Consider the following 26510-nt stretch of genomic DNA (forward strand, 5'->3'; position numbering starts at 1 on the left):
TCGAATAATGAAAATGCTACTGATGGTCGAGTTTCCCCATGAGCCTTTCAACGCGCTTGTCAGGTCCGGGAAAATCGGCGAAACCATGAACCGCATTCTGGAAACCATTAAGCCGGAGGCGACTTATTTCACTGAGCAGGATGGAATGCGAAGTGGGATTTTTCTGATCGATATAGAGGACCCTTCCGAAATTCCCGGCTATGCGGAACCCTTCTTTCTTAACTTCCAGGCCAACTGCAAATTCCGAGTGGTCATGAGTGCGCAGAACCTGCAAGACGCGGGTCTGGAGGAACTCGGGAAAGCATGGGCGTGACACGTTCCTGGTGTTGAGCGCGCTTGTCCATTCCGGCTCTGCGCCAGCCCTTGCCGACCGTATTGTCACCAGTCGTTCGGGCTGACGCAGTTTGCGCATTCGCTCAAGCATCGGCTTCAAAAGCGCAATATCGCAGCGGCTCCGGTGCCGGTCGGCATGACGTGTTCTGGAGGTAGCATCACCACTTCCCCCCCTTGGCGAAGGACCACAAGAATCAGCTCCTCAAGCACATCCGGGGCGTGCTCGTTGCCGCTTTTATCGAGAATCAACTTGCCTTTGTTCTTGTCCAGCGTACCGGGGATTTGTCGGTTCGCTTCCACCAACAGCAGCGCAACGCGCCCTTCGAGGGCCGCGTTGGCGATATCGTCCAGACGCGCCCCCGCAAGACCCTGTCCCACCGCTATGCCATAGCGATTCAAGGCATCGACGAGCCGATCTTCGTGAATATCCTGTATCAACCTGGCGCATTGCGCTGTGAGTTCTTCGACGCTTGAAAGGGATGGATCGCTATTGATGCCCTGAGGCAAGAGCTGCTGGTTATGGCTGACAGCCCTGAACACCGCCTGATTTTCAGGCAGCGCCGCCAACAGCATCGGCAATCCCGAGGGCTGGGAATGATGTTCCTCGATGGCTTTGTCGACCGCGCGGAAAAACCGTTCCCGGTCCACGTTGATTTCGTCCTGCTTACCGCCGCCGGCAAACTCGTGCGTCATCGAATCGCCGCGCTCGCCGCTTCTGCCGTAGCCGCCCGGATGTCCTTGCTGGTTGCGTGGCGTCAGCTCACTGCCCAATGCATCGTTCTGATTGCGTGGCACTTGTGGCGCCAGTTCGATTTTTTCCAGTTGCCGGGAAGAACCTTCATACATCCAGACCTCATCGCGGGTCAGGCACAGCATCTGGTAGCGCTCCAGGGATGGCTCCAGACATAGCAGCGGCTTGAGGGCAGGATGGGAATTAACGAAGACACATTCGGGCAGCGGCTGGTGCACGCTGATGACTTTGAAATAATCCCGGGTGCCAAATGCAGCGATGCCGTCACCATTGGAGCGCCAGAATGACGGATCTTTTTCCAGGGCCAGAAACGGCTGGATCAGTGGTTCGGCATCCTGTTCCGGATACCGCTCTTGCACCAGTGATTGCAACTGTCGGACCAGATTCTTATAACGAATCGGGTCCTGATTGCGCTCCGCAGGTGTCCGATGGGTCGGCATATACAGTGAAAGACTTGGCTGTGCGTCGAATGCCAGCAGCTCAGCCAATGCTTGCCGGGTAAAGGGTTCATGAACGGTCATGGCCCGCCCTCCTTATTCTTCAGCCGTTTATTGTCGGTAGAAGATCATCGACTGAGCGGAGTTCCCGGCATGGGATAACTGGTAATCGCATTGACGGTTACCTGCAACGCTTATGAAAAAGCCCGGTAAAAACCGGGCTCTTCATGTGAAAACGCATTCGTCAGCCAGACAGACTATTGCGGCTGAAATATCTGAAGATAGGCCAACAGGTTTTCGATCTTCTGCGGATCGCTGACGCCCCAGAAAATCATCCTGGTTCCGGGGACTACTTCTTTTGGCGCTTCGATGTAGGCGGCAAGTGTTTCGCGAGTCCAGATGACGCCTGATGATTTCATCGCGGTTGAGTACTGATAGTCCGTCGTGCTTCCCGCCGGGCGCCCGAAGATGGCATTGAGTTGCGGGCCAAAAGAGCCCCGTGCCGAACTCCCTACTTGATGACAGCCGCCGCAGATACGGTTAAATAGTTTCTGACCGGCTTCAGCATCCCCCGCCGCTTCTGCTTGCAGGCTGAATAACCCGGTATAGAGCATCAAGGCGAAAGTAAGGATGGCGGCATTCTTCATGTGGAGCTCCAAATCAGGTGTTGCTGACAGCAAAAGCGGGCGACTATTTCATCATGACTGGCGGCTACACCGAAGCCTTGAAGTTAATCTATAACTCTCTTCGTCCCGTTAACGTCGTTGCAGGAGCGCCAGAATGAAACCTGTCGAACCCTTTTATCGGGACGCTGGCATGGGACCGGGCGTTGTCTGCTTTCACGCCAATGCGAGTCACTCGGTGCAGTGGCGTGGACTGCAAGATCACCTGGCCGCAAAGTTTCGGGTCCTGGCGCTCGATTCGTTTGGCGCCGGCAAGAGCCCGGCATGGCCCACCGATCGAATCGTCACCCTCAGCGATGAAGCGCGCTTCGCCGAGCCAGTGCTCGCCCGCGCCGGCGAGCCGCTCATTCTGGTGGGTCATTCTTATGGAGCGGCGGTGGCGTTGGTCGCGGCGTTGCAGAACCCCGGCCGAGTGCGCGCCATGGCGTTGTATGAGCCAACCTTGTTTGCGCTGCTCGACGCCGAATCGCCCCCACCCAATGAGGCGGACGCCATCCGTGAAGTCGTCGCAAACGCCGGGTTGGCGCTTGAGGCGGGCAACCTGGACGCCGCGGCCCAGCACTTCATTGACTACTGGATGGGTGCCGGGGCCTGGGAGCAAACCCCGGAACAACGCAAGCCTTCCATCGCCGCCTCGGTGGCCAATGTGCAGGGCTGGGCTCATGCCTTGTTGAACGAGCCGACGCCATTGCAGGCGTTCCGCTCGCTCGACCTGCCGGTGCTTTTCATGGTCGGCAAGGACTCGCCGGCATCGTCACGGGCAGTGGCGCGGCTGCTGACCGGCGCACTGCCGAACGTTGAAGTGGTAGAACTGGAGGGGCTCGGTCATATGGGGCCGGTGACGCATCCGGAAATCGTCAATCAGGTCATCGTGCAGTTTATTGAGCGCAGTTGACGTGAGCCATGCTGATCTCGACCCAAGTCCATATCAGCCGACGCTTACCCCTTGCTGCTCTTCGTCGCAGATCTCATCCGCAGCCCGTCGGTCTCACAACCCGCCTCGTAAGCGCTGCGCAGGTCGCTCTCTGTCTGGCCTTGTTTCTCAGCCAGACTACCCGCTGCCAGACGATAAAAGCCTTCGGCGCGAAATTGTCCGGCGGTCAGCATCACGGGCTGCCCCAGTTGTCGCAGCTTTTCGGCCGGATCCTCGCCGGGCTCGATAGGCTTCAGTCGTGCTTCAAAACAAAACCCGTGGTCGATGGGCAGCGGGTATGCATCTTGATAAACGTCCTGCCCCTCCAGCACATTGCGCAGCAGTATCTGGCTCGGTTCGAGCATCGGTGATGGCGGGAAGCTCTTCTGGCAGTTCAGATAAGCGACCGCACCGGCCACAAGCCCCTTTTGCGCAGCCTCGCCATACAGACCACAGGCGGTTTCGCGGTTTTTCGACGGGTCACTGTCGCTCCATGTGCCGCCCTGGACCATGCGAGCCTTCATGTAAATGGCTGCTGCATTGCCTTCGGCGATGGCCTGAGTCAGGTGCTGCTCGACCTTATCCCGGTCGTTGCTCAGCTCGGCGAAAGCAGCGCGGCCTTTTTCCTTATCAACCGTCTTGTCGCCCATTATCGACTGAAGCGCCAACGCCGATTGTTCCATGGCTGTCATAGCTGCTTCATACGCAAGGTACTGATCGGCCCCCGGCATTTGCTGGGCGCTGGCTGTTGAACAGAAGAGGCAGACACTCAGGGCAATTGCGTTTCGGGACATTGCATTTCCTATATATCCCGGGCTTCAACGCCGAGACACGTGTTGGGGGTAGTTTTGTATCGGATGATTTTCGCTAGGCTTGAATCGACTCTGAAACCAAACCGGAAGCGACGTATCTGGCGATCTTTACTGATTCCCCATGATGATAATTAGAGCGCAGACGATGTCCGTCATACCTGATCAAAATCCTCCAGTCCTACTTAAAACAATGCGTACGCTGACTACAGCGCAGGACGCTGCAGTTTGACCCACTCCTGCACCGTCGGTCGCTGCCATTGGCGTTTGGCGTATTCCACCAGAGCGGGTGGCATGGCGTCGCCGTTGAGTATCAGCCGGTTGAGCATCAAGGCCAGATCCACATCGGCGATTGACCATTGCCCGAACAGGTACTCGCGGCCGTCAGCCAGTAGCGCTTGCGCGGCACCGATCAACTTGCGCTCGGCCGACTCGGCGGTGGGCGACAAGGGCGCTGACTTGAGGCCATAAAACACCACCTGTGTGGATCGCTCCTGCCGAATGGGCAGTAGATCACTGCGCAACCATGCCTGGACTTGTCGTGCCTTCGCGCGTTGCTTCAGGTCTTGCGGGTAGACCGGCGTCTGAGGGAAAACGTCTTCCAGGTATTCAGTGATCGCCGACGATTCAGACAAGGCAAAATCGCCATGCACGAGCGTCGGTACGCGCTGGGTCAGCGAGAGACTGGCATAGTCTTCGGACTGGTTTTCGAAGGCATCGAGGTCCAGCGGGCTGAGTTCGAATTCGATGCCCTTTTCACGAAGAACCACGAAAGCCGACATGGCATAGGGGCTGGTGAATTGAGCATCAACGTACAGGCGCAGGCGGGAGTCATTCACGGGGTTCATCTCCATATGGTGAGCAGACACGCTACGAGATCCAATGCCATAAAGAAAATGCATGATTTTTATGGGAGCATTCCTGAGTGGAATACCTGTTGGCGGGCAGGCCTGAAATTGGCTGCCCCCCCGCGCGTGAAATGATCCAATTGCACTTTTCACATGCAGAAAGTCATTTGCGCACCTATCTCGCTCGCATTCTGCGCCCTAAAGTACCGCTCTACTCTGCCTCGGCCTATTTTATGAATCTCTGGTTTCGACTGTTCCTCATGCTGTTTCGTCGCCCTTGGCGCAAGCCGGTTGATGGGCTGGCCACTACCGTCATCCGCATGCGCGTCTGGCCGCTCGATCTTGACCTCAACCGGCACGTCACCAATGGCCGTTATTTCACTATGGCCGACGTGGGTCGCATGGATTTCGTCCTGCGCAGTGGTGCCTACCGCGTAGCCCTGCGCCACAAGGCGGTGCCGATTGTCGGGGATACCTGGGGCAAGTTTCGGCGGGAGCTGAAGCTGTTCGAATCGTTTGAGATTCATACCCGCATACTCGGCTGGGACGATAAGTGGAGCTTTATGGAACACCGCTTCGTGAGCAAAGGACGCGTGATTGGCGTCGTCATCATGCGGGGGCTGTTCCGCGCGGCCAAAGGCACGGTCTCACCTGCCGAGTTTGTCCGGGAGCTGGGATTGGCTGAACAGTCACCCGAGATGTCGACGTGGCTGACAGCCTGGTCGCAAAGCTGCGACGATATGAGCCGCCAGCTCCGAGAGGAAGAAGGAGCGGCGACTCAGCTCCGACCTGTCTCCGACCCCAAACAGGCGGTCAAATAGTAGCTAATATTCACTTCAATCCCCCTGCCAAGGACTGCAACCATGAGCCGGCTCGAGCTACTGACCAAATGGAATCGCATGATCGTTCGGTTGCAGATTGAACACGAAATCAGTGCCCGGGATTTCGAGAAATTCAGCTGGAAACTGGGTATCCCCTGCGTTGTGCTGTCGGCGATCGTCAGTGCCAGCGTCTTTGGCTCGATCAGTGACTCCTCGCCCGTATGGCTCCAATACGTCGCCGGCGTCCTGTCACTCTTGACCCTGGTGTTGAGTTCGGTTCAGACCTTCCTGAACTTTGATACCCGGGCTGCGGGGCACAAAGACACCGCCGAGAAACTCGGGGCGATATCTCGTGAGATTCAGGACGAAATCGCCAGCGGCAAGGACGAGGCTATCCTGGGTCCCATCGTTTTTGACATCCGCAAGCGCATTGATTCGATTCTTCTTGATGCGCCGACCTTGCCCAAGTCGACGATAAGGAGACTGGGGGATGTGCGTGTCCACACAGAACCGCCGCCAGCAGGGCAAGACACCGTCCCGGCTTGATTAAAGGCCAGACTCGGGTTCGCCGCATCGTGAAAGGAGGTGTTTGAAATGCAACTCATCACGTTGAAAATCGACAAGCCGCAAGAGACGAACTTCATTTTGGGTCAGACGCATTTCATCAAGTCCGTCGAGGACATCCATGAAGCGTTGGTCAACGCCGTGCCAGGTATCCAGTTTGGCGTGGCTTTTTGTGAAGCCTCTGGCAAATGCCTGGTGCGATGGTCCGGCACCGATACCGCCATGATCGAACTGGCGCAGAAAAATGCGCAAGCCATTGCCGCGGGCCATAGTTTCATCATTTTCCTGGGCGATGGTTTCTATCCGCTGAACGTGTTGAACACCGTCAAAATGGTTCCAGAGGTGTGCCGCATTTTTTGTGCAACGGCCAATCCCACTGAGGTGATTGTTGCTGAGACGGAACAGGGGCGCGGGATTTTGGGCGTGGTGGATGGCTTCTGTGCCAAAGACATTGAAGGTGATGAAGACATTTTGTGGCGCAAGAACTTGTTGCGGCAGATCGGCTACAAGTTGTGATTTGAACTTGTACAGACGAAAAGCCCGCACAAGGCGTAATGCCAGTCAGTTAAGGGCAGAAATCGGACCTGTAGGAGCCAGGCTTGCCGGCGAAGGCGTCTTTAAGAGCGCCTTCGCCGGCAAGTCGGATCGCCGTACCGCTGGCTCCTACGAAAAGCGGTTTACTCGCGGGTTTTTTAAACATCAGCAGGCTCACCTGCCAGAATTCTGCACAAGTTGCTCAACAAAGAACTCCACATGCCCTCTCGGATGAGTCGGCAATGGCCAGGTGTCGACATTGTGAGCCAGAGCCTGGAAGGCTTGAGCGCATTTGGAACGGGGAAAGGCTTCAAACACCGCACGCCCCTTCTGCACGGCTTTGTGCGCACATTCATCGTTGGGGATCGCGCCGACGTATTGCAGCGAGACATCCAGGAACATGTCGGTAATCTTTTCCAGCTTGGCAAACAGATTGCGGCCTTCCGACGGACTGCCCGTCATGTTGACCAACACCCGAAAACGATGCAGACCGTAATTCAGGTTAAGCAATTTGATCAACCCGTAGGCGCCGCTGATAGAGGTGGGTTCATCGCACACAACCACCATCACTTCCTGCGCCGCGCGGATGAAATTGACCACTGAGCCACCGATACCGGCCGCGGTATCGATCACTAGCACATCCAGCTTATCGCCAATATCGCTAAAGGACTGGATCAGCGCACGGTATTGCGCAGGTTCCAGATGAATCATGCTCTGTAAGCCCGAAGAGGCCGGGGCAACACGAATGCCTCCTGGCCCTGGCAACAGCGCGTCGAACAGCTCGCAACGTCCTTCGACGACATCGGCCAGCGTGTAGCGCGGGGTCAGCCCCAACAGAATATCGATATTCGCCAGGCCCAGATCGGCATCCAGCAATACGACGCGCCGGCCCATTTTTGCCAGCGCCAATGAAAGGTTAACCGCCACCGTTGTCTTGCCCACGCCACCTTTACCGCCAGTCACAGCGATAACTTGCACGCAATGCACATCATCCATTTTGTCTTCCCTTCCTTGCGCATCGTGTGCCAGTACGTCATGGCCACCGTCCAGATGCCGCAAGAATAGCTGAAAAGCGCGAAATAGCCGCGTTGTCTTCCGACGAGAGGCACTTCGCCACATGCCATCGACCGCCTTAACGAAAAACGCCGTTAATCCGGTGATGCAGAGAATGACACTGCGTTGCTGAATGCTCGCTGGCAGATCTACCAATACCGATCATTTAGATCCAGACATCATTGATGGCGGTTCTTTCTCCCTCCTGATCGCCGGTGTTCAGCACGCCACGCGGCTCAATCAGTAACATTTTTACTTCTCGCTCAGCATAAGGCTTGTGTTCGACGCCCTTGGGGACGACGTACATTTCGCCCTGCCTGACCACCACGGCGCCCTCTCGAAGATCAATGCGAAGCTCGCCTTCGAGGATGATGAAGGTTTCATCGGTGTCGGCATGGGAATGCCAGACAAAGTCGCCTTCGATTTTCACTACCTTGAACTGGTAGTCGTTCATTTCGGCAACGACCTTGGGCGCCCATTGCTCGCTGAACAAAGCAAATTTTTCGGCAAAGTTAATCGCGGTGCAGGTTGTCACGCCGGGTTGGGAATTCATTTGAGTCGCCCTCACTTGCCCAGTTATCGAGGTCTGACTTTAGGAGAGGATCAGCACTGCGTATTGCATGATTGTGCAAGTCGAGCGCCCTTAAACAAGGCCCAGCCTTTTCATCCATCGGCCGGGTGATACGCCGTAGGTCTGGACGAACTGACGCGTCATGTGGCTTTGATCGAAAAAGCCTGCGCAGACGGCGGCCTCCGCCATCGAGTGGCCCCCGAACATCAGTGCTCTTGCCAGATCGAGCCGTCGTTGCGTCATGTATCGATAGGGGCTCGTACCGTACAGCGCACGGAAATCACGGCTCAGGCTCCAGCGGTCTCGACCACTGGCTTGCGATAACTCCTCCAGGGTAATGACGCGATCCAGCGACTCATGAATCAGCGCTCGCGCGCGTTCGGCCGCTGCAAAGTCAAACGACTTGCGCCGCCCGCGTTGACCCGAGAGCACATCCAGCGCTTGCGCAAGATCGTAAATGGCATCGTCTTCTTCCAGGGGCTCGATGCAAGCGTCGAGGGTTTGCAACAGCACCTGGGTCGCGGCATAAAGCCGTGGGTCACTTGATATACCACCCGCGATGAAGGGCAAGGGCTTGCCGCCTAATACTTGCTGAATCAAAGCAGGTTCGATGTAAATCATTCGATAATGAAAACCCGCTTCGGTGCCGGCTTCACCGTCATGCACCTCGTCCGGATGCAAAACGATGGTTTTCCCGGGCAGGCTGTGACGCTTGGCATTGCGATACTGGAAGCTTTGTACACCCGACAGTGTTCGTCCGATGGCGTAGGTATCGTGGCGATGCGGGGTAAACCCGTGGCCACCAAAAAAGGCTTCAATACGCTCCATCTTCAATGGCTGAGCCGAGCGCTTTACCCAGTCTTTGTCGCCTTTGGCTTTAGTCATGTTCCTGTACCACCCGACTGATGTCAGTACGGTACCAGTCCGAGCGTCTGATGTCCTTGAGTGACTGGCTGGTGCAAGCTGAATCAGCCCCCACGGCGTCGCCGTTAAATTTGTTTTTTCCCCTCATGAACCAGTCTTCAGACCCGCAGTCTTAGCCGTGCCGTAAAAGAAGCTCACCCAACGAAGCGCTCCTACGGTGTCATTGCTCGCCCCTACCCCACTTTATTGTCGTCATCTCATCAGAGTTGTTCGTCCATGCGCCCAACCGTCCGCCGCTGTCGCTTTATCTCGCTGTGCCTGATGCCTTTGCTCCCACTGCTCGCTAGCCCCGTTCATGCCAGTGGGGAGCGGCAACTGGTGGAAGTCATCAACGATTACCGCGCCGATCCCGATCGTTGCGCGGGGCGTGCGGTCAAGCCGTTGCGGCCGCTGTCGCTGAAATCGAACCTGGCATTGCCGGTCGGCTATGGCGGCGGTTTGCGCAACGCCTTGAAAGCCAAGGGCTATCAAGCGGTGACGGTACGCACCATTCGCCTGGTCGGCGCGCAGGATGCCGATGAAGCGTTCGACATGCTTGAAAGCGATTACTGCGGGGCACTGCTGGATACCCAGTTCGCCGACATCGGCGTCACTCGCGCCCGCAGCGAATGGCAGATAGTGCTGGCGCAACCGGTGCTCGACGGACGTGTCGGCGATTCGCGCGCAGCGGGCAAGGCGTTGCTGGCCGAGGTCAATGCGGCACGGGCCAGGCCACGGCTGTGTGGACGCAAACGCTTCGCCGCCGCCCGACCATTGACCTGGAATGCCGCCCTGGGAGCCGCCGCGCAAGGCCACAGCAAGGCAATGGCCTACGGCAATTACTTCGCCCACCGCGATCCCGACGGTGATATGCCATTGGATCGGGCCAAAGCCGCCGGCTATCGAGGCCGTCAGATCGGCGAGAACATCGCCGCCGGGCAAAGTTCACCGAACAAAGCGATGGCCAGCTGGCTGGCCAGCCCCGGGCATTGCGCCAACCTGATGAACCCGATGTTTACCCAGGTGGGCGCAGCCTATGCCGCCGATTCGCGCAGCGATGAAGGTGTTTATTGGACGATGCTGTTTGGCGCGCCTTGAGTACGCTCCATCCCCCCTGAAATGCCAGTCAGTTAACCGCAAAACTCGTAGGAGCCAGGCTTGCCGGCGAAGGCGTCCTTGAGATCGCCTTCGCCGGCAAGCCTGGCTCCTACGAAAAGCGCTCGCGAAGACGGCGGCATAGCCAACATTGTTGTCGCCTGACACACCGCCATCGCGGGCAAGCCCGCTCCCACAGTTTGACTGGCGACGAATACAAATTTTGCGGACAACACAGAACATTGTGGGAGCGAGCCTGCTCGCGATGAGGTCAGCAGACTCAACATCAATGTCGCCTGACCCACCGCTTTCGCGAGCAAGCCCGCTCCCATAGGATTTGCGATCAACTGACTGACATGAGGGCTAGCCTCTCCTGTTCTTCAGACTCGGGTCATGATTCAAATGTTTGACGGTGCTGCCACGTTTTGCCGCCCTTTGAAGGCCAGCGAAAAACAGAAAAATATCGCCAGCGCGAACCCTGCCGGGAACAGCCAGATGCTTTTCCAGTCATGGCTGTCGGCCGATGCATAGTGATCGGTGACCGCCCCCGCCACCCAAAAGCCAATCAGCATGCCCAAGCCGTACGTCGCGAGCGTGATCAGCCCTTGCGCGGAGCTTCTGAATTGCTTCGAGGCTTTGGCATCGGTGTAGATCTGCCCCGAAACAAAGAAGAAGTCATAGCAGATCCCGTGCAAAGCGATGCCGGTGAACAACATGAAGGCGAGATCCCCGTTGTTGCCGTAGGCGAACAACAGGTAACGCAACGCCCACGCCAGCATCCCCACCAACAGCGCGATCTTGATGCCGAAACGCTGGATGAACAGCGGCAGAAGCAACATGAACAACACTTCCGAGACTTGCCCGATCGCCATCTTGGCGGTTGGATTGGTCACGCCGATTTCCGCCAGAAACGGGTTGGCATTCTGGTAATAAAACGCCAACGGAATGCAGATCAAAATGGAGGCGATGAAGAACACCAGGTAACTGCGGTCCTTCAACAAACCCAAGGCGTCCAGCCCCAGCATTTGCTTTAAGCCGACACTGCCCGGCTCTGGTTTGAGCGGCGTGGTGCGCGGCAGGCTGAAACTGTAGATTCCGAGCACGAATGAGGCGATAGCCGACATCAGAAACGTGTTGCGCAAGCCACCGGATGAGATCGCTTGTTGCGAATCCCAGGCAAACACAAAGCTGATCACCACGCCCGCGACAATCCAGCCGATGGTGCCCCACACTCTGATCCGTGAGAACTCCAGGGCCGGGTCGCGCATCTGCCGGAACGCCACCGAATTCACCAATGCCAGCGTCGGCATGTAGATCATCATGTAGGCCAGCACGAACGGGTAAAACGCACTGAAGTCAGGCGCTCGATAGAGTTGCAACAACAGCACCGCGCCGATCAGATGCAACACCGCAAGAATGCGCTCGGCATTGAAGTAGCGGTCGGCAATCAACCCGATCACAAAGGGCGCGATGATCGCGCCCCAGGACTGCGTCGAGAACGCCATGCCGATCTGCCCGCCACTGGCCCCCAGATTACTGGAGAGGAAGGTGCCGAGGGTCACGAACCATCCGCCCCAGATAAAGAACTGCAGGAACATCATTACGCTTAATCGCGCAGTCATCGTGGTCATATCAGTCACCGTCTTATTGTTTTTTTTGCGGAGAGAGGAACGAACAAGGTTGTATTCAGGCGTCGGGCAAACCCAGCAGTCGACGATTGAAACCTTCGTCGGACGTCACGCTGGCGAAATCGTCGAACGCCTTTTGAGTCTTGGTGATCATGTGCTGCTCAATGAACGCCGCCCCTTGCGCGGCGCCCTGCGCAGAATCCTTAAGGCAACACTCCCATTCCAGAACCGCCCAGCCGGCAAAGTCGTACTGCGTCAATTTGCTGAAAATCGATTTGAAATCGATCTGCCCATCGCCCAAAGAACGGAAGCGGCCAGGCCGATCGACCCAGCCTTGATAGCCGCCGTAGACACCCGAACGGGCATCGGGCCGGAACTCGGCGTCCTTGACGTGGAACATCCGTATGCGCTCGTGGTAGTGATCGATGAAGCCCAGATAGTCCATTTGCTGAAGCAGCAGATGACTCGGGTCATAGAGGATCGCGGCGCGCGGATGGTGATCGACGGCCTCAAGGAAACGCTCGAACGAGGCGCCGTCATGCAGGTCTTCGCCGGGATGGATCTCGTAGCAGAGGTCGACGCCGGCTTGCTCGAAACAATCGAGGATCGGCAACCAGCGTTTAGCCAGTTCGGCAAACCCTTGCTCGACCAGACCGCTCGGCCGTTGCGGCCACGGGTAGACATAGGGCCACAGCAGCGCACCGGAAAACGTTGCGTGCGCCTTCAACCCCAAGCGTTGGCTGGCGCGCGCGGCGAGCTTCAACTGATCGATCGCCCACTCGGTGCGTGCCTGAGGCTGACCGCGCAAATGCGCGGGAGCGAAGTCATCGAACAACGTATCGAACGCCGGATGCACCGCCACCAGTTGGCCCTGCAAATGCGTCGACAGCTCGCTGATTTCGACACCTGCCTGGGCGCAGACGGCTTTCAATTCATCACAATAATCCTGACTGTCGGCGGCGCGCGCCAGGTCGATGTACTGCGTGCCCAGGGTCGGCAATTGAATGGCTTTGTAACCCTGCGCTGCGGCCCATTGAGCAATGTTGGCGAGGGTGTCGAAGGGCGCTTCGGCGGACATGAATTGCGCGAGGAAAATACCCGGGCCGCGCAGGTCTGCCGGTGTTGGGGAGGTGTGGTTCACGGGAGGGTTCTCCGGATTCATGGGTTGCAGACCAGATCGGTCCACTTCGCGTCGCCGCGATGATTGGCGACCACTGCTTCGATGAACGCCATGCCACGCAACCCGACGTCGATGCCCGGCACGCCGGGGGCATCGTTGCCTTCGATATTGCCGCGGATCGCGGTGGCGAAATCACCATAGAGATTGGCCATGGCCTCGAGATAACCTTCGGGATGCCCGGCAGGCAAACGCATGCGCTGGCTGGCGGCCTCGCATAACCAAGGCTGGCCGACACCGGAACGAAGGATGCTCAACGGTTGATCGAGGGAACGATGGATCAGGCTCGCGGGCTCTTCCTGACGCCACTCCAGCCCGCCCTTGTCGCCATAGACGCGGATCTTCAACGGGTTTTCCTCACCGGCGCAGACCTGGCTGGCGATCAACACCCCGCTGGCCCCGGCGGCCATCTTGAACAGCATCGCCGCGTCATCGTCCAGTTGCCGCCCGGCAACGTGCGAACCCAAGGACGCACACACCTGTTCGATGGGTTGGTCCGCGACGAATTCGGCCAGTGAAAAGGCATGGGTGCCGATGTCGCCGATGCAGCCGCCCAGGCCGGACTGCTCGGGCTGATCGCGCCAACTCGCCTGCTTGTTGCCCTGCTTGGCCACATCCCGACTCAGCCAGCCCTGCGGGTACTCGACGATGACCTTGCGCACAGCGCCGATCACGCCGGTACGCACCATCTTGCGCGCCTGCCAGACCATCGGATAACCCAGGTACGTGTGGGCCAGCCCATAGAGGCGGTCGCTACTTTTCACCACTGCCTTGAGCGCCAGCAGCTCAGTCAGATTCAGTGCCGCGGGCTTTTCGCTGAATACATGAAAACCCGCGCTCAGCGCCTGGCTGGCGATAGGTGCGTGCAGGTGATTGGGAGTGACGATGACCAATAGTTCCATGCGCTGGTCGGCAGGCAGTGCGCGCTCGCTATCCAGCATCTGCTGCCAGTCGCTGTAGCAGCGTGAGGCGGACAATCCCAGCGCGGCGCCGGTGTCCTGATTGTTGCGGGCGTCTCGGCTGAAAGCCCCGCACACCAGTTCAAAACGACCATCGAGGCCGGCGGCCTGGCGGTGGGCTTTGCCGATGAAAGCGCCCTCGCCGCCCCCGACAAATCCCATTCTTATTTTTGCCGTTGCAACGTTCATCGCGAATTTTCTCTTGTTCGGGGCAGATTAACGCTCAGGTTTGACTATGATGTAACCGGTTACATACTGCCGGAAATTTAGGCTCAGTTACTTCAGGTGTCAAACCCTGGATTAACAAATGAAGGTCATTTCAGCGCACGGCCGGACTGCGGTAAGCTCGCCGGCCATGTTTACATCTGCCGGTTCGATAACGAGGTTGTCTTGTCCAATATCCGTGAAGTAGCCCGGCTGGCCGGCGTCTCGGTGGCCACCGTGTCCAGAACGCTGAAGTCGCCCGAGCGCGTACTCCCCGACACCCGGGACAAGGTCAACGCCGCCGTGGAACAGGCCGGCTACCGACCGAACCTCATGGCCGTGCAGTTTCGTTCGCGCAGAACCGGCAATCTGGTGATTCTGGTCCCGGCCATCGCCAACACGTTTTTCGCACGGGTGATCAGCGGTGCCCAACAGGCGGCACAGGCGGCCGGTTATCGACTGCTGTTGTGCGACACCCAGGGCCGCGAGGAAATCGAACGGGAATTTGCCGCGCTGGTGTACGCCCACCAGGCCGATGGCGTGATTCAGTTACGCGCCTACGACCCTTTTGAATCGCCCTTCCCCGACGGCGAGTCACTGCCCTTGGTCAACGCCTGCGAGGTGATTCAAGGCGGGCGGCATCCGACGATCAGCCTCGACAACCGGGCAGCGGCCAAGGCCATGACGGAGCATCTGATCGATCTGGGCCATCGCCGGATCGGCCTGATCAAAGGCCCGAAAAGCAGCCCGCTCACACGCGACCGTGTGGCCGGTTATCAAGATGCATTGCACCAGGCCGGTATCGAGTCGGACCCGCAATTGGTCTGCCACGGAGACTTCACGTTGCAGGCCGGTTTTGATGGCGCGGGAATGCTGCTGGAATTGCCCGACCGCCCGACCGCGTTCTTTTGCGAAAACGATGAAATGGCGATCGGTGCGTTGAAGCGCATCAAACAACAGGGTTTGCGGGTACCCGACGATATTTCGTTGGTCGGTTTCGATGACATTCCGTTCGCGGCCTACTGTGATCCAGCGTTGACGACCATTGCGCAACCCGCCGAAATCTTTGGCCAAAAGGCCGTTGAAATGCTGATCGCCCTCATTGAAAAAAAGCCCATCCCGGACCGCCATGTGGTGCTGCCGTTCACATTAACCGTGCGTAACAGTACGACCGCCCGAAAGGGATGAGGGAGCAATCATGGACATCAAAACCGACCTGCAACGCATCGCGCTCCAGGAAGAAACCCTGAGGTTTGAGCGCTTCGATAAAGCGACGGCCTGGGACTTGGGCACCCGTTTGAAAACCGCCTGCGAAGAGCAAGGCGTGTGCGCCACGATTGAGGTCAGGCTGGCGCGGGATACCGTGTTTTTCTACTCGATGCCAGGAACCTCCGCCAGCAATGCCGACTGGGCACGACGCAAGCGAAATGTCGTGGAACTGATGGAACTCAGCTCATACCGCGTAGGCCTGTCCTTTAAGCTTCAAGGCGATTCACTCGAAGGTTTGATGGGGTTGCCGCTGCGTGATTACGCCGATCATGGCGGCAGCTTCCCGGTGTCGGTCAAGGGCGTGGGGTGCATTGGCGCCGTCACCGTTTCAGGGCTGCCCCAGCGTGAAGATCATGCGTTGGTGGTTCAGGTGTTGGCCCAGATGTGCGGGGCCGACCCGAGCGAACTCGCGCTTGAGGACGAGTTGTAGCAGCTGGCGAAGCCTGCGTTCGGCTGCGTAGCAGTCGTAAAACCAGAGATTGCGGTGTGTCAGGCACACCGCATCAAGCGGATTCACGACTGCTTCGCAGCCGAACGCAGCCTTCGGCAGCTGCTACAAATAGTGTGCTGCGGCTGAGAGAGGCTCACCAGGCAAGGCTTACCTGGCCGGCCATACTGTGTTCTCCCAACAGATGGCTTACTTCGGTTGCGCCACCGTGCGCAAATAAGGTTTCACCGTTTTGAAGCCATCCGGATATTTCTTCCTGGCGTCCTCATCGGAGACCGAAGTGGGAATGATCACGTCCTCGCCCGGACGCCAGTTCACCGGTGTCGCAACAGTGTGCTTCGCGTTCAACTGCAGAGAATCGAGCAGACGCAGCACTTCATCAAAATTGCGCCCGGCACTCATCGGGTAGATCAGCATCGCCTTGACCTTTTTGTCCGGGCCGATGATGAACACTGAACGCACCGTAGCGTTGTCCACAGCAGTCCGCGCGCCGCCACTGGCATTCGGATGAATCATGTCGTAGAGCTTCGCCACCACCAAGTTCTCGTCACCGATCATTGGATAGTTGACCGCATGCCCCTGGGTTTCTTCGATGTCTTTGGCCCAGGTCTGGTGATTACTGACAGGGTCGACGCTGAGCCCGACGATCTTGGTGTTGCGTTTATCGAATTCCGGCTTGAGCCCTGCCATGTAGCCGAGCTCCGTGGTGCACACCGGGGTGAAGTCCTTGGGGTGCGAAAACAGGATCGCCCACTTGTCGCCGATCCACTCGTGGAAATGCAGCGGGCCTTCGGTGCTTTCGACGGTAAAGTCCGGTGCTTCGTCGCCAATACGGATTGCCATGTTCGTTCTCCTTACTGTTGAGTCGAGGGAAGCCGCTGGCAGCTGTGCCAATGGCGTTCAGGATCTGCGTTGAACCGGTCAACGCGGATCAGTATAGGAGACGCTTGAAAACAAGGCAGTTATCGCCGCGTCCACTCTGCAGCCCTTGATTGACGGGGCCTTCAAGCCTTCGAGTGACCTTCGACCGACACAGCAAGCCCCGATGTCCTGGCCACCCAGTAGTAGAGAATGCCCGGCACCACCAGCCCGACGATCCAGGAAATATCGACACCGCCCAGCTGCGCGACCATCGGTCCGGAATAGAAGTGAGTGTCGACAAAAGGCAGCTGAACCAGCACACCGAAGACATACACGCTGATCCCCAACACATTCCAGCGGCCATAACGCCCCGCCGGGTCGGACAACGCGGGAATGTCATAACGCTCTTTGTTGATGAAGTAATAATCCACCAGATTGATCGCGCTCCACGGCGTGAAGAAGGTCAACAAAAACAGAATGAAGTATTTGAACGTCGTGAGAAACGAGTGCTGCCCCAGCAATGCCAGCGCGGTGGACGCCCCGACAATCGCCAGCACAAACAGCATGCGTTTGCCGGCGGATATCTCGAAGCCACGACGCAAGCCACTGATAATGGTGGCCACGCACATGAAGCTGCCATAGGCATTGAGGGTCGACACCGTGACCTTGCCGAATACCACGCTCAAATACAGCAAGGAAGCGATCACGCCGCTACTGCCCAACCCAACGATGGTAGCGACTTCATGCCCGCGAAAACTCGTGCCCGCCAACGCAGCGGCGAACACTCCCAGCACCATGGACGCCTGGGCGCCCAGCACCGTCCCAAGGCCTACGGCGGTGAACGTTTTCCACGACGAGGTTTTGCTCGGCAGGTAACGTGAGTAGTCAGCCACGTAAGGGCCAAACGCGATCTGCCAGGACGCGGAAAGGGACACCGCCAGCAGGAAAGTACTCCAGCCGAAATGGCGATTTTCCAGCAACAGACCGATGTCGTTGAGCGTCATCAACCGGGTAAACAGATACACGAAAGCAATGATGCCCAGCACGCTGGCCACCCGTCCGACCCAGTGGATGACCCGATAACCGAAGATCGTCAGAAACGCGATGCAGGAGGCGAAAATCAGGATGCCGGCGCTGTCGCTGACGTCGATCAACTGGGCAATGGCCTGCCCCGACAATACCGCACCGGTGGCGCTGAAGCCGAGGTACATCAGGCACACCAGCACAATCGGGATCGCCGCCCCATAGACGCCGAACTGCACGCGACTGGAGATCATCTGCGGCAACCCAAGCTTCGGTCCTTGTGCCGCATGCAGGGCAACCACCGCACCGCCGAGCAACTGGCCGATCAGCAAACCAATCAGTGACCAGAACACATCGCCACCCAGCACCACGGCCAGAGCACCGGTCACAATCGCGGTGATCTGCAGGTTGGCGCCGAGCCACAGGGTGAACTGGCTGTAGAGGCTGCCATGACGCTCGGCCTCGGGAATGTAATCGATCGAACGTGTCTCGATCAGGGGACTTCGCTGCTGACTATCGCTGACCTTGGTCATTAAGGCGCTTTCCTGTGAAGAACAGTTTGTTGTTTTATCGTGTGGCCTTGAACGTTTAGAAGGCCTTGCTGGCACTGGCTACGACTGTCGCAGTGCATAGATCGTCATAGCCGTACCAGCTCGCGCATTCGCTTTTCGACAGGTCGGTATCGATGTAGCTGAGGCCCCACGTCACGCCGACGAAATCACGGGTCAGTTTGGCTTCCCACTCGGTATAGGCATCACGGCTTGCACCGTTGGTGGACCAGAAAGCCGGGTCTTTGACATCGTTGCGACCCACGCGCAGGTCCAGGCCGATCTCGGCCGGCAATTCGATTTTGTAGCTGAGGTAGGTGTAGAGGGTGTCCTGGTCCTCGCCAAAGAAGTTCGGCGTATCGTTTGAGTAGTTGGCGCCGAGCTTCACGCCATAAACGTCAAGGACGGCGTAGACCTCACTCATGTTGAATTGGCCTTCCTTTGGATAGTCGTACTTGAGGTACCCCAGATCGAGACTGATTGCCTCGGTCGCCTGCCAGTAGTAGCCCGCGTAGTACTCGAGTTCCTGCCGAGTCTTGTAGGGGCCGCCGAAATCGACATTCGAGGTCCAGGCGCCAACGTACAAACCGCTGCTGTGCACCAGCGTGGCGCCGGCCTGAACCGCCGGATCCCCCAGGGTTTGCGAAATGCCACGGGTGCGGTAGTCGCTGACAACGCCCAGGGTCATGTCCAGGCTGAAGTTATCGTTAAGTGTCAGCGCCTGGCTGGTCAGGGGAGCCAATACCAGGCTGGCGAGGGTCAATGCTGAGCGTACGTTCATACATTTCTCTTATTTTTATGGAGGGCATGGCGTTGCCCAGCCCCTCGCCATGCGAGGAGCAGGAGCATTTTTTTCGGTACTGCCGGGGGGTGGTCGTCAGGACGCGGGCGCGTAAACCTGCTTGCCAGCGAAGAAAGTCTTCAGGACCTTGGTGTCGAACAGTTCGTCATCGCTGACCTTGAACACATCGCGGTCGAGGATGATCAGATCGGCCTGTTTGCCGGGCGCCAGCGAGCCAATCTGTTGCTCCAGCCGCAGGACTTTGGCGGCATTGAGGGTGTAGGCGTAGAACATGGTCTGGCGATCAATGCTTTCATTGGCATTCAACACACCCAGCGGCCCTTTGCGAGTGCTGGCCTGGGCGATGGCGTTCCAGGGGTTGGGGCTGGACACCGGCCAGTCACTGCCACCGGCGATGAGCGCACCGGCGTTATGCAGAGACCTGGCGGGATACTGATAACCGTAAGCGAACGCGCTGATATACGGCTTGACCAACTCCACCGTGTAAGACTCGCCGGTAGCCCACAGCAGTTGCATGGAAGCGATCACGCCAAGCTGCTTGAAGCGCGGGAATTCCTTTGGATTGACCAGTTGCAAGTGAGTGATGCTGTGGGCCATCGGTGTCGGGTTGAGTTTGCGCGCGTATTCAATGCCATTGAGTGACTCACGTACGGCACGGTCGCCGACCGCATGCGTGTGCACAATCCAGTCACGCTTCTCCGCCGCCACTACCAACTCACCAAAGTGTGCCGGGTCGATCAGCAACTGACCGTTTTTGTGACTGTTGCTGAACGGAACAATCACCGCTGCCGTCTGCCCCGGAAACTCCAGAACGCCGTCAGCGAAGACCTTGATGCCAGGGAAGCTCAGGTTGGGCACGCCCTCGAATTTCTTCATCACCTTGGCCAGCACCTCCAGATCCGCCGGCCGGCTTTTTGGGTTAGCCAGCAGCAGCGCCGCGACGTGGGCATTGAGTTCGCCCTTCTCTGCCAGTTCGCGGTAAAGCGGTAGAACACCGTAACTCTGCTCGGTGGCCCGGAAATCGAACAGCGAATCACCGCTTCCGGCATTCGCTGCCGCGTCCATCCAGGCGGTAACGCCATATTGATTATTGACCTTCACCGCCTCGCGGGCAGCCTTCAACATGACCTCGTTGCCGGGCGCGGGAATCTGACTGCGTACCTTGTCCCAGCGCGACTCGGCGAACAAGCCATTGGGGGTAAAGTCCGCTGCGTGCCCCACGAAACTGCGGTCCTGTTCCGACAGTCCTTTTACCAATGCCGCGTCGATCTTCAGACGCTTGAGCATCGCATTGTTGGCCCAGCCGGTATGCCCGTCAATCCCGCTGAAGACCACCGGTTGGTCCGCCCAGCGGCCCTGATTGAAGCGCTCACCGAGCTCGCGGCTTTTCTCCCAATAAGCCGAACTCACCCCGGCAATGCTGATCACATCACCGGCCCGTGCACGCCCCGCTTCATCCTGCTCGATCACCCATTGCTCGAGTTCCGGCAACGGCTTTACTTCATCCAGCAGGTTGGCCCCTTGGCTGTTGAAGGCCGCAACGACCGGGTGACTATGGGTATCAATCATTCCAGGCATCAGTACTTTGCCCGCCAGATCGATTCGTTGTGTCTGGGCATCGGCCAAGGCGTTGATCTCGGCATCGCTGCCCGCTTTAAGAATCTTGCCGTCTTGCACTGCCACGGCCTGAACCAGTCCTTGACCAGGTTCGGCGGTAAAAACCTTGCCGTTGAACAGCACAAGATCAGCGGCCGCCATGGCCTGCACCGAGGAAAGGGCCAGGGCTGCGGCCAACAGATTGGGAATGAATAGTTGCATCGGAACACTCTCTTGTTTTTATTGGACGATTCGGGAGATGGAGGTTTGTGACAACGCCTTCGGATCAAGTCCAACGAACGGCGCCTTGGCCCATACGACCTTGCCGCCGACCATCGTCAGCAGCACCTCGTTGCGGCCCAGCTCATCCTCCGGCACCTGCATGAAGTTCTTGTCCAGCACGATCAAGTCAGCGAACTTGCCCACTTCGATCGAACCGACGACAGCCTCCAGTTTCAGTTGCTCGGCGGCGTTCATGGTGATGGTGCGCAGCACGTCGGTACGCGACAGCGCAGGGTCGGCATTCAACCTGCCCGCGTACTTGGGGCCATAGCTGTGCGGATTCAGCGGATCGCCTGAACGGGTGACACCGATCTTCAGCGCCAGGAATTCATCGAGCGGGTCGACGGGCCAGTCGCTGCCATAGGCGACGCGGCCGCCAGCGCGGCTGATGCTGCCGGATGGCTCCATGCGGGCAAAACGCGCAGGCCCCAGATGATCGCTGGTGCCGTCAATGGTGGACGGCGCCTGCTGGGCCCACTGAAAGGACATGTTGGCGGTCACATCGAGCGCCTTGAAGCGTGCATAGTCGGCGGGGTCCACCGATTCGGCGTGAGTAATGGCCGGACGAAAACCGTTGCCCGGCAATTGCTGGCGCACGTATTCGATACCGTTCAACGAGTCACGCACCGCCCGGTCTCCGGTGGCGTGAAGGTGCGGATCGAGACCGGCCTGCACCGCTTGCAACAACAACGGATTGAGCACTTGCGGCGGGTAGTACAACTCACCGGTATTCTTGCCGGGCGTCCACTTGGGCGCGGCATCGGTGCCGGCATTGCGCAGGTACGGCGTCAGCATTGCCCCGGTATCCGCTGGAGCGTTGATGATGCCGTCCATGAACAATTTGACGTGACGCATGCTCACACCCGGCGCGACGTTGGCTTCGCCCTGGTCGTAGGTGTTGGCCAATGCCTTGGCCTCGGCAATGGTTTTCGCCGGGTCTGCAGCGGCGGCGGCAGGGTCGAGTTTGATCGCCAGCAAGGCCCGTGCGGTCAACTCGCCCGACTGTTGCAGGGTGGTAAAGGCTTTGCCATTTTCAGGTCCCGACAAGGCATCGAAGAAACTGGTGATGCCTTGCTGGCGCATGGCATCGAGCGCCGCGCGGGTCTGCTTGAGTTTTTCTGCGTCGCTGGCCGGCGGCACCACGGCGGCCATGGCATCGGCGGCACCGTCTTCGCAGATACCGGTCGGGTTGCCGGCGCTGTCGCGCAGGTACTTGCCATCCCCCGGATTGGCCGTGTGCTTGTTGATGCCAGCGACCGCCAGGCCACGGGAGTTTGTCAGCACGGTATGGAAGTCGGTGGAACGGACCTGAATCGGGCGAGTGGTCTTGAGCGCATCCAGCGTCGACTTGTCGGGATCGCCGTCGAGCCCTGTCATGCCCATGCGGTCCCAACTGCCCACTTCAAGCCAGACATCGGGGCCCTTGCCCTTGTCGGCATCCAGGCATGCCTGAATGGTTTCCTGGAAAACCTTGCGGGTCATCGTCTGGTATTTCAGGTCGCACAACGTCATCGCACGACCGCCGTCCCCCGGATGCATGTGTGCATCGACGAAGCCCGGCATCAACATGCGTCTCGCCAGATCGATCAGCTGTGTCTGCGTGCCGATGTACGAGGCAACGCCTTCATCGCTACCGACATAAACAATCTTCCCGCCCGTGACGGCGATCGCCTGCTGCACCGAGTTCTTACCATCGACGGTATAGACATAGCCGTTGCGCATCACCATGTCAGCCGGTGTCGACCCCTGTGTCTGACACCCCACCAGCGCCATGCAGGAAAATGCCGTTGTCGACGCAACGGCGATAAACAGCCTGGAAAATTTCAACTGCCTCACCTCTATTTTTATAGTTTTGGAAGTGGCCCGAACAGACGGCCGCAAGCCTCTGGTATGCAGGCATACCCTATAGGGCGCGGGCGTCGGATGGACCTCTACAAATGAGGAGGGGTGAGGTAATTAAATGATAGGGGGTCGATCTGGTGATTCTCGGCAAGTCGCCTGTTACTGTCAGTTCAGGCGCGGAACCTGTGGGAGCGAGCCTGTTCGCGAAGACGGCCGCACAGCCAACATTGATATGGCCTGACATCGCTGAACTCGATGACGACTTGCTCGTCATCGGTCAGTTCGATCAGGAGTAAGCCTTTTACTGAGGATAGTTGGGCGCCGAGGGAAGTCGACGTAGCGCAGGTCGTAGACGCCGGGCACGGGGGGCAGCCAGGACGTCGTGTTGCGGACTCTTCTCGCCTGTACGAATTCCCCAGAAACGAAAAAGCCCAGCGGATAGCTGGGTTTTTTCATCAATAACACATTCGCCTTAGGCAGAAGCCTTCTCGGTTTTTCGCGCCATCTTGATAGCTTCCGCCTTATCCAGCACGTCACGCTGAGAGGCGATCGCTTTAGACATCGCCACCATAAATACGTCCCGCTTGGTCTCGGGGGAAGCCTTGCAGAAAAATTCAGCCAAAGGACTGGATTTTCCGGTCTTAGCTGCACTCATTTTTCTCTGCCTCGGTTAGGAGCTTTATAAGCTCAAGATGATCATAGGTCTCAGGTACCAGGTCGTCAATCTGGTCGACGGTCACATCACCTGCGTAGGCGGCATCAGTCCCATCAGTATTTTTGATAAGTAAATTCACGACCAGATGCTCCCCATAGGATTGTCTGATGTCGACAATGTTCCTTCTAGCTGCCAGATACTGTCTGACGAACTCACCCATAGGAATGTTGCGGCCTTCAGTTATCTCCCTGGCCCTTACGAACTGCCAGGCCAATTCCGGCCTTTGATAAACGTACATAATCTGGGCGAACCTTCGGTTACCCAAGACCCTGTCAATATTGCGTCTTGCGACACCTATATTTGCCATCGTCCCGTCAAGAATGAACGAAATTCGTTTCTCAAAAGCTCGATCTACCACCTTTTCGAGAATTTTCGTGACCGCCCTCTGAAACAGATAAGAGTTACAACCCGTGTAGCCTGGGATCAAGGTCCTGAAGTCATCAGGATCTATGCGAAGCACCCGTTGAGCCTCATATTCTTCATCACCCTCTTCAAAAAATTCGACGAAGGCCTTAGAAATCTCAGTTTTCCCAGCCCCGGGCGACCCGGCCATAAAAACCGTTATAGGGAAATCCTCTGGTGCAAAGATGCTGGTGTCAGCAATTGCCCTTGCAAGAGAAGCCCTATTGGCCCGAGCAAACTCAAAGGCAGCCTCTTCTGTCTCTTTTTCTTCGGGGGTCATTTGAAGCTCGCAATTCGTTTGGTTCAACCTAACATTTAGATCGCCTCTAGACCATCCACCTGCCTGTACGACTCGTGCACAAGATAATTCAACATCGCCAGAGGCTCCTTGTTTAAGCACCCTCGAAGTTACGTCCTGAAAGCTACAAAACCTTACGCCATTGCCTACGGCTGCACCAGAATCCGCCGGCTTGTGCGCCTGGAGCCCCGCCGGTAACTTGATTCGTATCACTGATTCCCAGTGATCGGGTTTAGCAGCCCGGCTAGTCATTCACGGTTGCACATGTCTTATCCAGTCAGGCATTCGCCTGCACTTGATGGTGGCTGTGCGCATGGCACCTTCGGGTGCGCCGGGATTTGGGTGACTAACCGGTCTGCTAACTTGCGCACAGCTGCCACCCTTTCGTTTAGCAGCGAGATGGTTGCGGCCTCACTAGAGGTTAGTCACCATGTTCAAGATAACGCCGAACCCGCCGGTCACAGACCCGGCGTCCCCCTACGAATCTCTCGACTCAAAGAAGCTCAACGAAGCCGCCGAACGCGCCCTCAACTTCCACTTCCCGTCGAATGCCGACATCAAAGCCACCGCGCGTACACCCAGCACGATGCTTTCCGTGAACCCAGAAGCCACAGCCGAAACCCTGGCGGTTTTTTTGGTTGAGACGCTGGCCTCGGTCGATGTGATGGTCCATCAGTTGGCGGATCATCTGGAGGGTGAATCGCGCTACGCCCTGCTGGGCATTTCAAACAGCATTATGGTGGCGGAGATCACCGCGAACCGGGTGCTGGATAAAATCGATACCCCTTAGAAATGTGAACTCCATTCCTCTGTAGGAGCGAGGCTTGCCCGCGAAGGCGTCAGGTCTGGCACACCGCGTTATCGTTCTTCGCGGGCAAGCCTCGCTCCTACAGGGGATGCGTTGTAGCTGGATTAGGTCTTTTCTGCCATTTGGCACTATAGTTTATGCCAGATGACAAAGTGGCGGAGGCTGCCATGAGCGCCAAGAAAAAAGATGTTGTAGTCGACGAGGCTGTCAAAGATGCCAGCCCAAAAAGAAAGGTTAAACCACGCGAATCCAATGTTGCCGTAACCGTCTTGAGTAATGGCGAGCGTGCGGCGAAGGTGACAATGCCGGGTTCGAGTCGCGTGCCCCCAATGGTAGCGGTCTTGCTTTCTGGAAAAAATAGCGATGATCGTATGGAGATATACAGGGCCGTTAAAAACGGTTTCCCGCTGCAGTCGGTGCTCGACATGATCGAAAACAGCGAGGTGTATAAGCAACGCGGCGTGCTGTCGAAAATCGTTGGTGCGTCTGATCGCACGCTTGCGCGGCGATTGAAAACGCCCAATGAGGCGTTGACCGCGGAGCAAAGCACGCGAGCGCTCAACTATGCGGAGGTCTTGGAAAAGGCAACGGAGGTGCTGGGTTCGCGTGAGCTTGCCGAGCAGTGGATGGTCAAACCTGCGCGGGGCCTGGATGGTGAAATTCCCATCGACCTGATTTCAAATTCGGTCGGGTATGAGTTGGTGACTGACTTTCTGACGCGCATTGAGTACGGGGTCTATTGATGGCTAAAGACCCTTTGAGCAGTGAGATTCACTTCTGGCGCCTTGATCCTGCTGAGCATGCCCCCACCTGGAATTCGGGCGTGGGCGCTGAAAAAGTCGGTGGGCGCTGGAACCCTAAGGGTATGCCCACGGTTTATGCAGCCCTGGATGCCTCCACGGCCATCCTTGAAGTTGCAGTGCATAAAGATTTCGACGCGCTGGATTGCAAACCCCATCGTCTTACACAGGCCCGTGTGCTGAACCCGTCCAGGATTTATGTGGTGCAGCCCAAAAGCATTGCAAACTCTCATTGGCTGGTACCGGGTACCCCAAGTCGCAGCCAGCAACAGTTCGGTGCGGACCTGTTAAGTGTGTACCCCTTTGTGCTGGTCCCTTCCAGTGTCTCGCCGCATAGCTGGAATTTGTTGATGAACCCGCAATTGGCTAATGGGTTGTACGAGTTGGTGTTGCAAGAGCCTTTTGCCCTTGATGGGCGGCTGAATAAGCCATCGCCATAAAGATGCCTTCGCGGGCAATGCCAGTCAGTTAAGCAATTTCAGCCGCGACGCACTCTTTGTAGCAGCTGGCGAAGCCTGCGTTCGGCTGCGAAG

Annotated in this window: 28 protein-coding genes; 11 read left to right on the plus strand and 17 right to left on the minus strand. The window is 57.7% G+C overall.

The features are described 5' to 3' along the window. The first annotated feature begins 7 nt into the window (after window positions 1-7). Window positions 8-313, plus strand: a complete 306-nt coding sequence (locus NHU87_RS14300; protein WP_253549461.1) for a panthothenate synthetase — start codon at window positions 8-10, stop codon at window positions 311-313. A 116-nt stretch (window positions 314-429) separates the two neighbouring features. Here NHU87_RS14300 and NHU87_RS14305 read toward each other — a convergent pair whose 3' ends face one another. Continuing rightward, window positions 430-1605, minus strand: a complete 1176-nt coding sequence (locus tag NHU87_RS14305) for a baeRF3 domain-containing protein (RefSeq protein ID WP_253549464.1) — start codon at window positions 1603-1605, stop codon at window positions 430-432. A 173-nt stretch (window positions 1606-1778) separates the two neighbouring features. Beyond that, on the minus strand, window positions 1779-2168 hold the full coding sequence (locus tag NHU87_RS14310) for a c-type cytochrome (protein ID WP_253549467.1): 390 nt from the start codon (window positions 2166-2168) through the stop codon (window positions 1779-1781). A gap of 133 nt (window positions 2169-2301) precedes the next feature. Here NHU87_RS14310 and NHU87_RS14315 point away from each other — a divergent pair, with 133 nt between their 5' ends. Continuing rightward, complete coding sequence (locus NHU87_RS14315) at window positions 2302-3099, plus strand: alpha/beta fold hydrolase (protein ID WP_253549471.1); 798 nt, start codon at window positions 2302-2304, stop codon at window positions 3097-3099. 44 nt (window positions 3100-3143) lie between these two features. Here the strand turns inward: NHU87_RS14315 and NHU87_RS14320 are convergent, their stop codons facing one another. After that, window positions 3144-3809: a hypothetical protein gene (locus NHU87_RS14320; RefSeq protein WP_253549474.1), complete on the minus strand. Its 666-nt coding sequence runs from the start codon at window positions 3807-3809 to the stop codon at window positions 3144-3146. A gap of 323 nt (window positions 3810-4132) precedes the next feature. Continuing rightward, on the minus strand, window positions 4133-4765 hold the full coding sequence (yfcF, locus tag NHU87_RS14325; RefSeq protein ID WP_253549477.1) for a glutathione transferase: 633 nt from the start codon (window positions 4763-4765) through the stop codon (window positions 4133-4135). A 242-nt stretch (window positions 4766-5007) separates the two neighbouring features. On the opposite strand from yfcF, the gene NHU87_RS14330 reads away from it, so the two are divergent. From NHU87_RS14330 to NHU87_RS14340, 3 genes are read left to right on the plus strand one after another with little or no spacing between them, the layout of a single operon-like run. After that, window positions 5008-5595, plus strand: a complete 588-nt coding sequence (locus tag NHU87_RS14330) for a thioesterase family protein (RefSeq protein ID WP_253549586.1) — start codon at window positions 5008-5010, stop codon at window positions 5593-5595. Between the two features lie 42 nt (window positions 5596-5637). After that, window positions 5638-6141, plus strand: a complete 504-nt coding sequence (locus NHU87_RS14335; protein WP_253549480.1) for an SLATT domain-containing protein — start codon at window positions 5638-5640, stop codon at window positions 6139-6141. Window positions 6142-6189: 48 nt separating this feature from the next. Next, on the plus strand, window positions 6190-6675 hold the full coding sequence (locus NHU87_RS14340; RefSeq protein ID WP_253549600.1) for an adenosine-specific kinase: 486 nt from the start codon (window positions 6190-6192) through the stop codon (window positions 6673-6675). Window positions 6676-6867: 192 nt separating this feature from the next. Here the strand turns inward: NHU87_RS14340 and NHU87_RS14345 are convergent, their stop codons facing one another. The 3 genes from NHU87_RS14345 to NHU87_RS14355 all read right to left on the minus strand — a co-directional run bounded on the left by NHU87_RS14345 (window position 6868) and on the right by NHU87_RS14355 (window position 9202). Beyond that, window positions 6868-7689, minus strand: coding sequence for a MinD/ParA family protein (locus tag NHU87_RS14345; protein WP_253549483.1), 822 nt, complete (start codon window positions 7687-7689; stop codon window positions 6868-6870). Window positions 7690-7912: 223 nt separating this feature from the next. Beyond that, entirely contained in the window at window positions 7913-8299 is a 387-nt protein-coding gene (locus NHU87_RS14350) for a cupin domain-containing protein (RefSeq protein WP_253549486.1), read from the minus strand. A gap of 90 nt (window positions 8300-8389) precedes the next feature. Beyond that, on the minus strand, window positions 8390-9202 hold the full coding sequence (locus NHU87_RS14355; RefSeq protein WP_253549489.1) for an AraC family transcriptional regulator: 813 nt from the start codon (window positions 9200-9202) through the stop codon (window positions 8390-8392). 255 nt (window positions 9203-9457) lie between these two features. On the opposite strand from NHU87_RS14355, the gene NHU87_RS14360 reads away from it, so the two are divergent. Then, on the plus strand, window positions 9458-10318 hold the full coding sequence (locus NHU87_RS14360) for a CAP domain-containing protein (protein ID WP_253549492.1): 861 nt from the start codon (window positions 9458-9460) through the stop codon (window positions 10316-10318). Between the two features lie 395 nt (window positions 10319-10713). On the opposite strand, the gene NHU87_RS14365 is transcribed toward NHU87_RS14360, so the two are convergent. From NHU87_RS14365 to NHU87_RS14375, 3 genes are read right to left on the minus strand one after another with little or no spacing between them, the layout of a single operon-like run. Continuing rightward, the gene (locus NHU87_RS14365) at window positions 10714-11946 is read right to left on the minus strand and encodes a nucleoside permease (RefSeq protein WP_253549495.1); all 1233 of its coding nucleotides are present in this window, start codon (window positions 11944-11946) and stop codon (window positions 10714-10716) included. A 55-nt stretch (window positions 11947-12001) separates the two neighbouring features. Next, a complete protein-coding gene (locus NHU87_RS14370) occupies window positions 12002-13105 on the minus strand; it encodes a sugar phosphate isomerase/epimerase family protein (protein WP_253549498.1) in 1104 nt (367 codons plus the stop codon). Further along, window positions 13102-14268 (minus strand): Gfo/Idh/MocA family protein, encoded by a 1167-nt coding sequence (locus tag NHU87_RS14375; protein WP_437180831.1) that lies wholly within the window; start codon window positions 14266-14268, stop codon window positions 13102-13104. Before NHU87_RS14375 ends, NHU87_RS14370 begins: the two co-directional genes overlap by 4 nt. Window positions 14269-14469: 201 nt before the next feature. Between NHU87_RS14375 and NHU87_RS14380 the strand changes: the two genes are divergently transcribed. Together NHU87_RS14380 and NHU87_RS14385 are read left to right on the plus strand one after the other, a co-directional pair. Beyond that, entirely contained in the window at window positions 14470-15471 is a 1002-nt protein-coding gene (locus tag NHU87_RS14380) for a LacI family DNA-binding transcriptional regulator (RefSeq protein WP_253549501.1), read from the plus strand. Window positions 15472-15481: 10 nt separating this feature from the next. Then, entirely contained in the window at window positions 15482-15982 is a 501-nt protein-coding gene (locus NHU87_RS14385; protein WP_253549504.1) for a heme-degrading domain-containing protein, read from the plus strand. A gap of 207 nt (window positions 15983-16189) precedes the next feature. Here NHU87_RS14385 and NHU87_RS14390 read toward each other — a convergent pair whose 3' ends face one another. The 7 genes from NHU87_RS14390 to NHU87_RS14420 form a co-directional block, all read right to left on the minus strand. Then, window positions 16190-16843 (minus strand): peroxiredoxin, encoded by a 654-nt coding sequence (locus NHU87_RS14390; protein ID WP_038982589.1) that lies wholly within the window; start codon window positions 16841-16843, stop codon window positions 16190-16192. A 161-nt stretch (window positions 16844-17004) separates the two neighbouring features. Next, window positions 17005-18417, minus strand: coding sequence for a purine-cytosine permease family protein (locus NHU87_RS14395; RefSeq protein ID WP_253549507.1), 1413 nt, complete (start codon window positions 18415-18417; stop codon window positions 17005-17007). A 55-nt stretch (window positions 18418-18472) separates the two neighbouring features. Continuing rightward, complete coding sequence (locus NHU87_RS14400) at window positions 18473-19213, minus strand: TorF family putative porin (protein ID WP_253549510.1); 741 nt, start codon at window positions 19211-19213, stop codon at window positions 18473-18475. 96 nt (window positions 19214-19309) lie between these two features. Beyond that, window positions 19310-21052 carry an amidohydrolase gene (locus NHU87_RS14405; RefSeq protein WP_253549513.1) on the minus strand — a complete coding sequence of 581 codons (1743 nt, stop codon included), beginning with the start codon at window positions 21050-21052 and terminating at the stop codon, window positions 19310-19312. An 18-nt stretch (window positions 21053-21070) separates the two neighbouring features. Beyond that, window positions 21071-22939, minus strand: a complete 1869-nt coding sequence (locus NHU87_RS14410) for an amidohydrolase (RefSeq protein WP_253549516.1) — start codon at window positions 22937-22939, stop codon at window positions 21071-21073. Window positions 22940-23426: 487 nt separating this feature from the next. After that, window positions 23427-23609, minus strand: a complete 183-nt coding sequence (locus tag NHU87_RS14415) for a hypothetical protein (protein ID WP_253549519.1) — start codon at window positions 23607-23609, stop codon at window positions 23427-23429. Next, the gene (locus NHU87_RS14420; RefSeq protein WP_253549522.1) at window positions 23596-24351 is read right to left on the minus strand and encodes a zeta toxin family protein; all 756 of its coding nucleotides are present in this window, start codon (window positions 24349-24351) and stop codon (window positions 23596-23598) included. The genes NHU87_RS14415 and NHU87_RS14420 overlap by 14 nt, the downstream gene beginning before the upstream one ends. A gap of 448 nt (window positions 24352-24799) precedes the next feature. Between NHU87_RS14420 and NHU87_RS14425 the strand changes: the two genes are divergently transcribed. The 3 genes from NHU87_RS14425 to NHU87_RS14435 all read left to right on the plus strand — a co-directional run bounded on the left by NHU87_RS14425 (window position 24800) and on the right by NHU87_RS14435 (window position 26417). Then, window positions 24800-25159 carry a DUF6124 family protein gene (locus tag NHU87_RS14425; protein WP_253549525.1) on the plus strand — a complete coding sequence of 120 codons (360 nt, stop codon included), beginning with the start codon at window positions 24800-24802 and terminating at the stop codon, window positions 25157-25159. 185 nt (window positions 25160-25344) lie between these two features. Further along, window positions 25345-25920, plus strand: coding sequence for a type II RES/Xre toxin-antitoxin system antitoxin (gene parS, locus NHU87_RS14430; RefSeq protein ID WP_253549528.1), 576 nt, complete (start codon window positions 25345-25347; stop codon window positions 25918-25920). After that, window positions 25920-26417 carry an RES family NAD+ phosphorylase gene (locus tag NHU87_RS14435; RefSeq protein ID WP_253549531.1) on the plus strand — a complete coding sequence of 166 codons (498 nt, stop codon included), beginning with the start codon at window positions 25920-25922 and terminating at the stop codon, window positions 26415-26417. Before parS ends, NHU87_RS14435 begins: the two co-directional genes overlap by 1 nt. Window positions 26418-26510 lie beyond the last annotated feature (93 nt).

Source organism: Pseudomonas mandelii, assembly GCF_024138395.1.
GTDB lineage: Bacteria > Pseudomonadota > Gammaproteobacteria > Pseudomonadales > Pseudomonadaceae > Aquipseudomonas > Aquipseudomonas mandelii_E.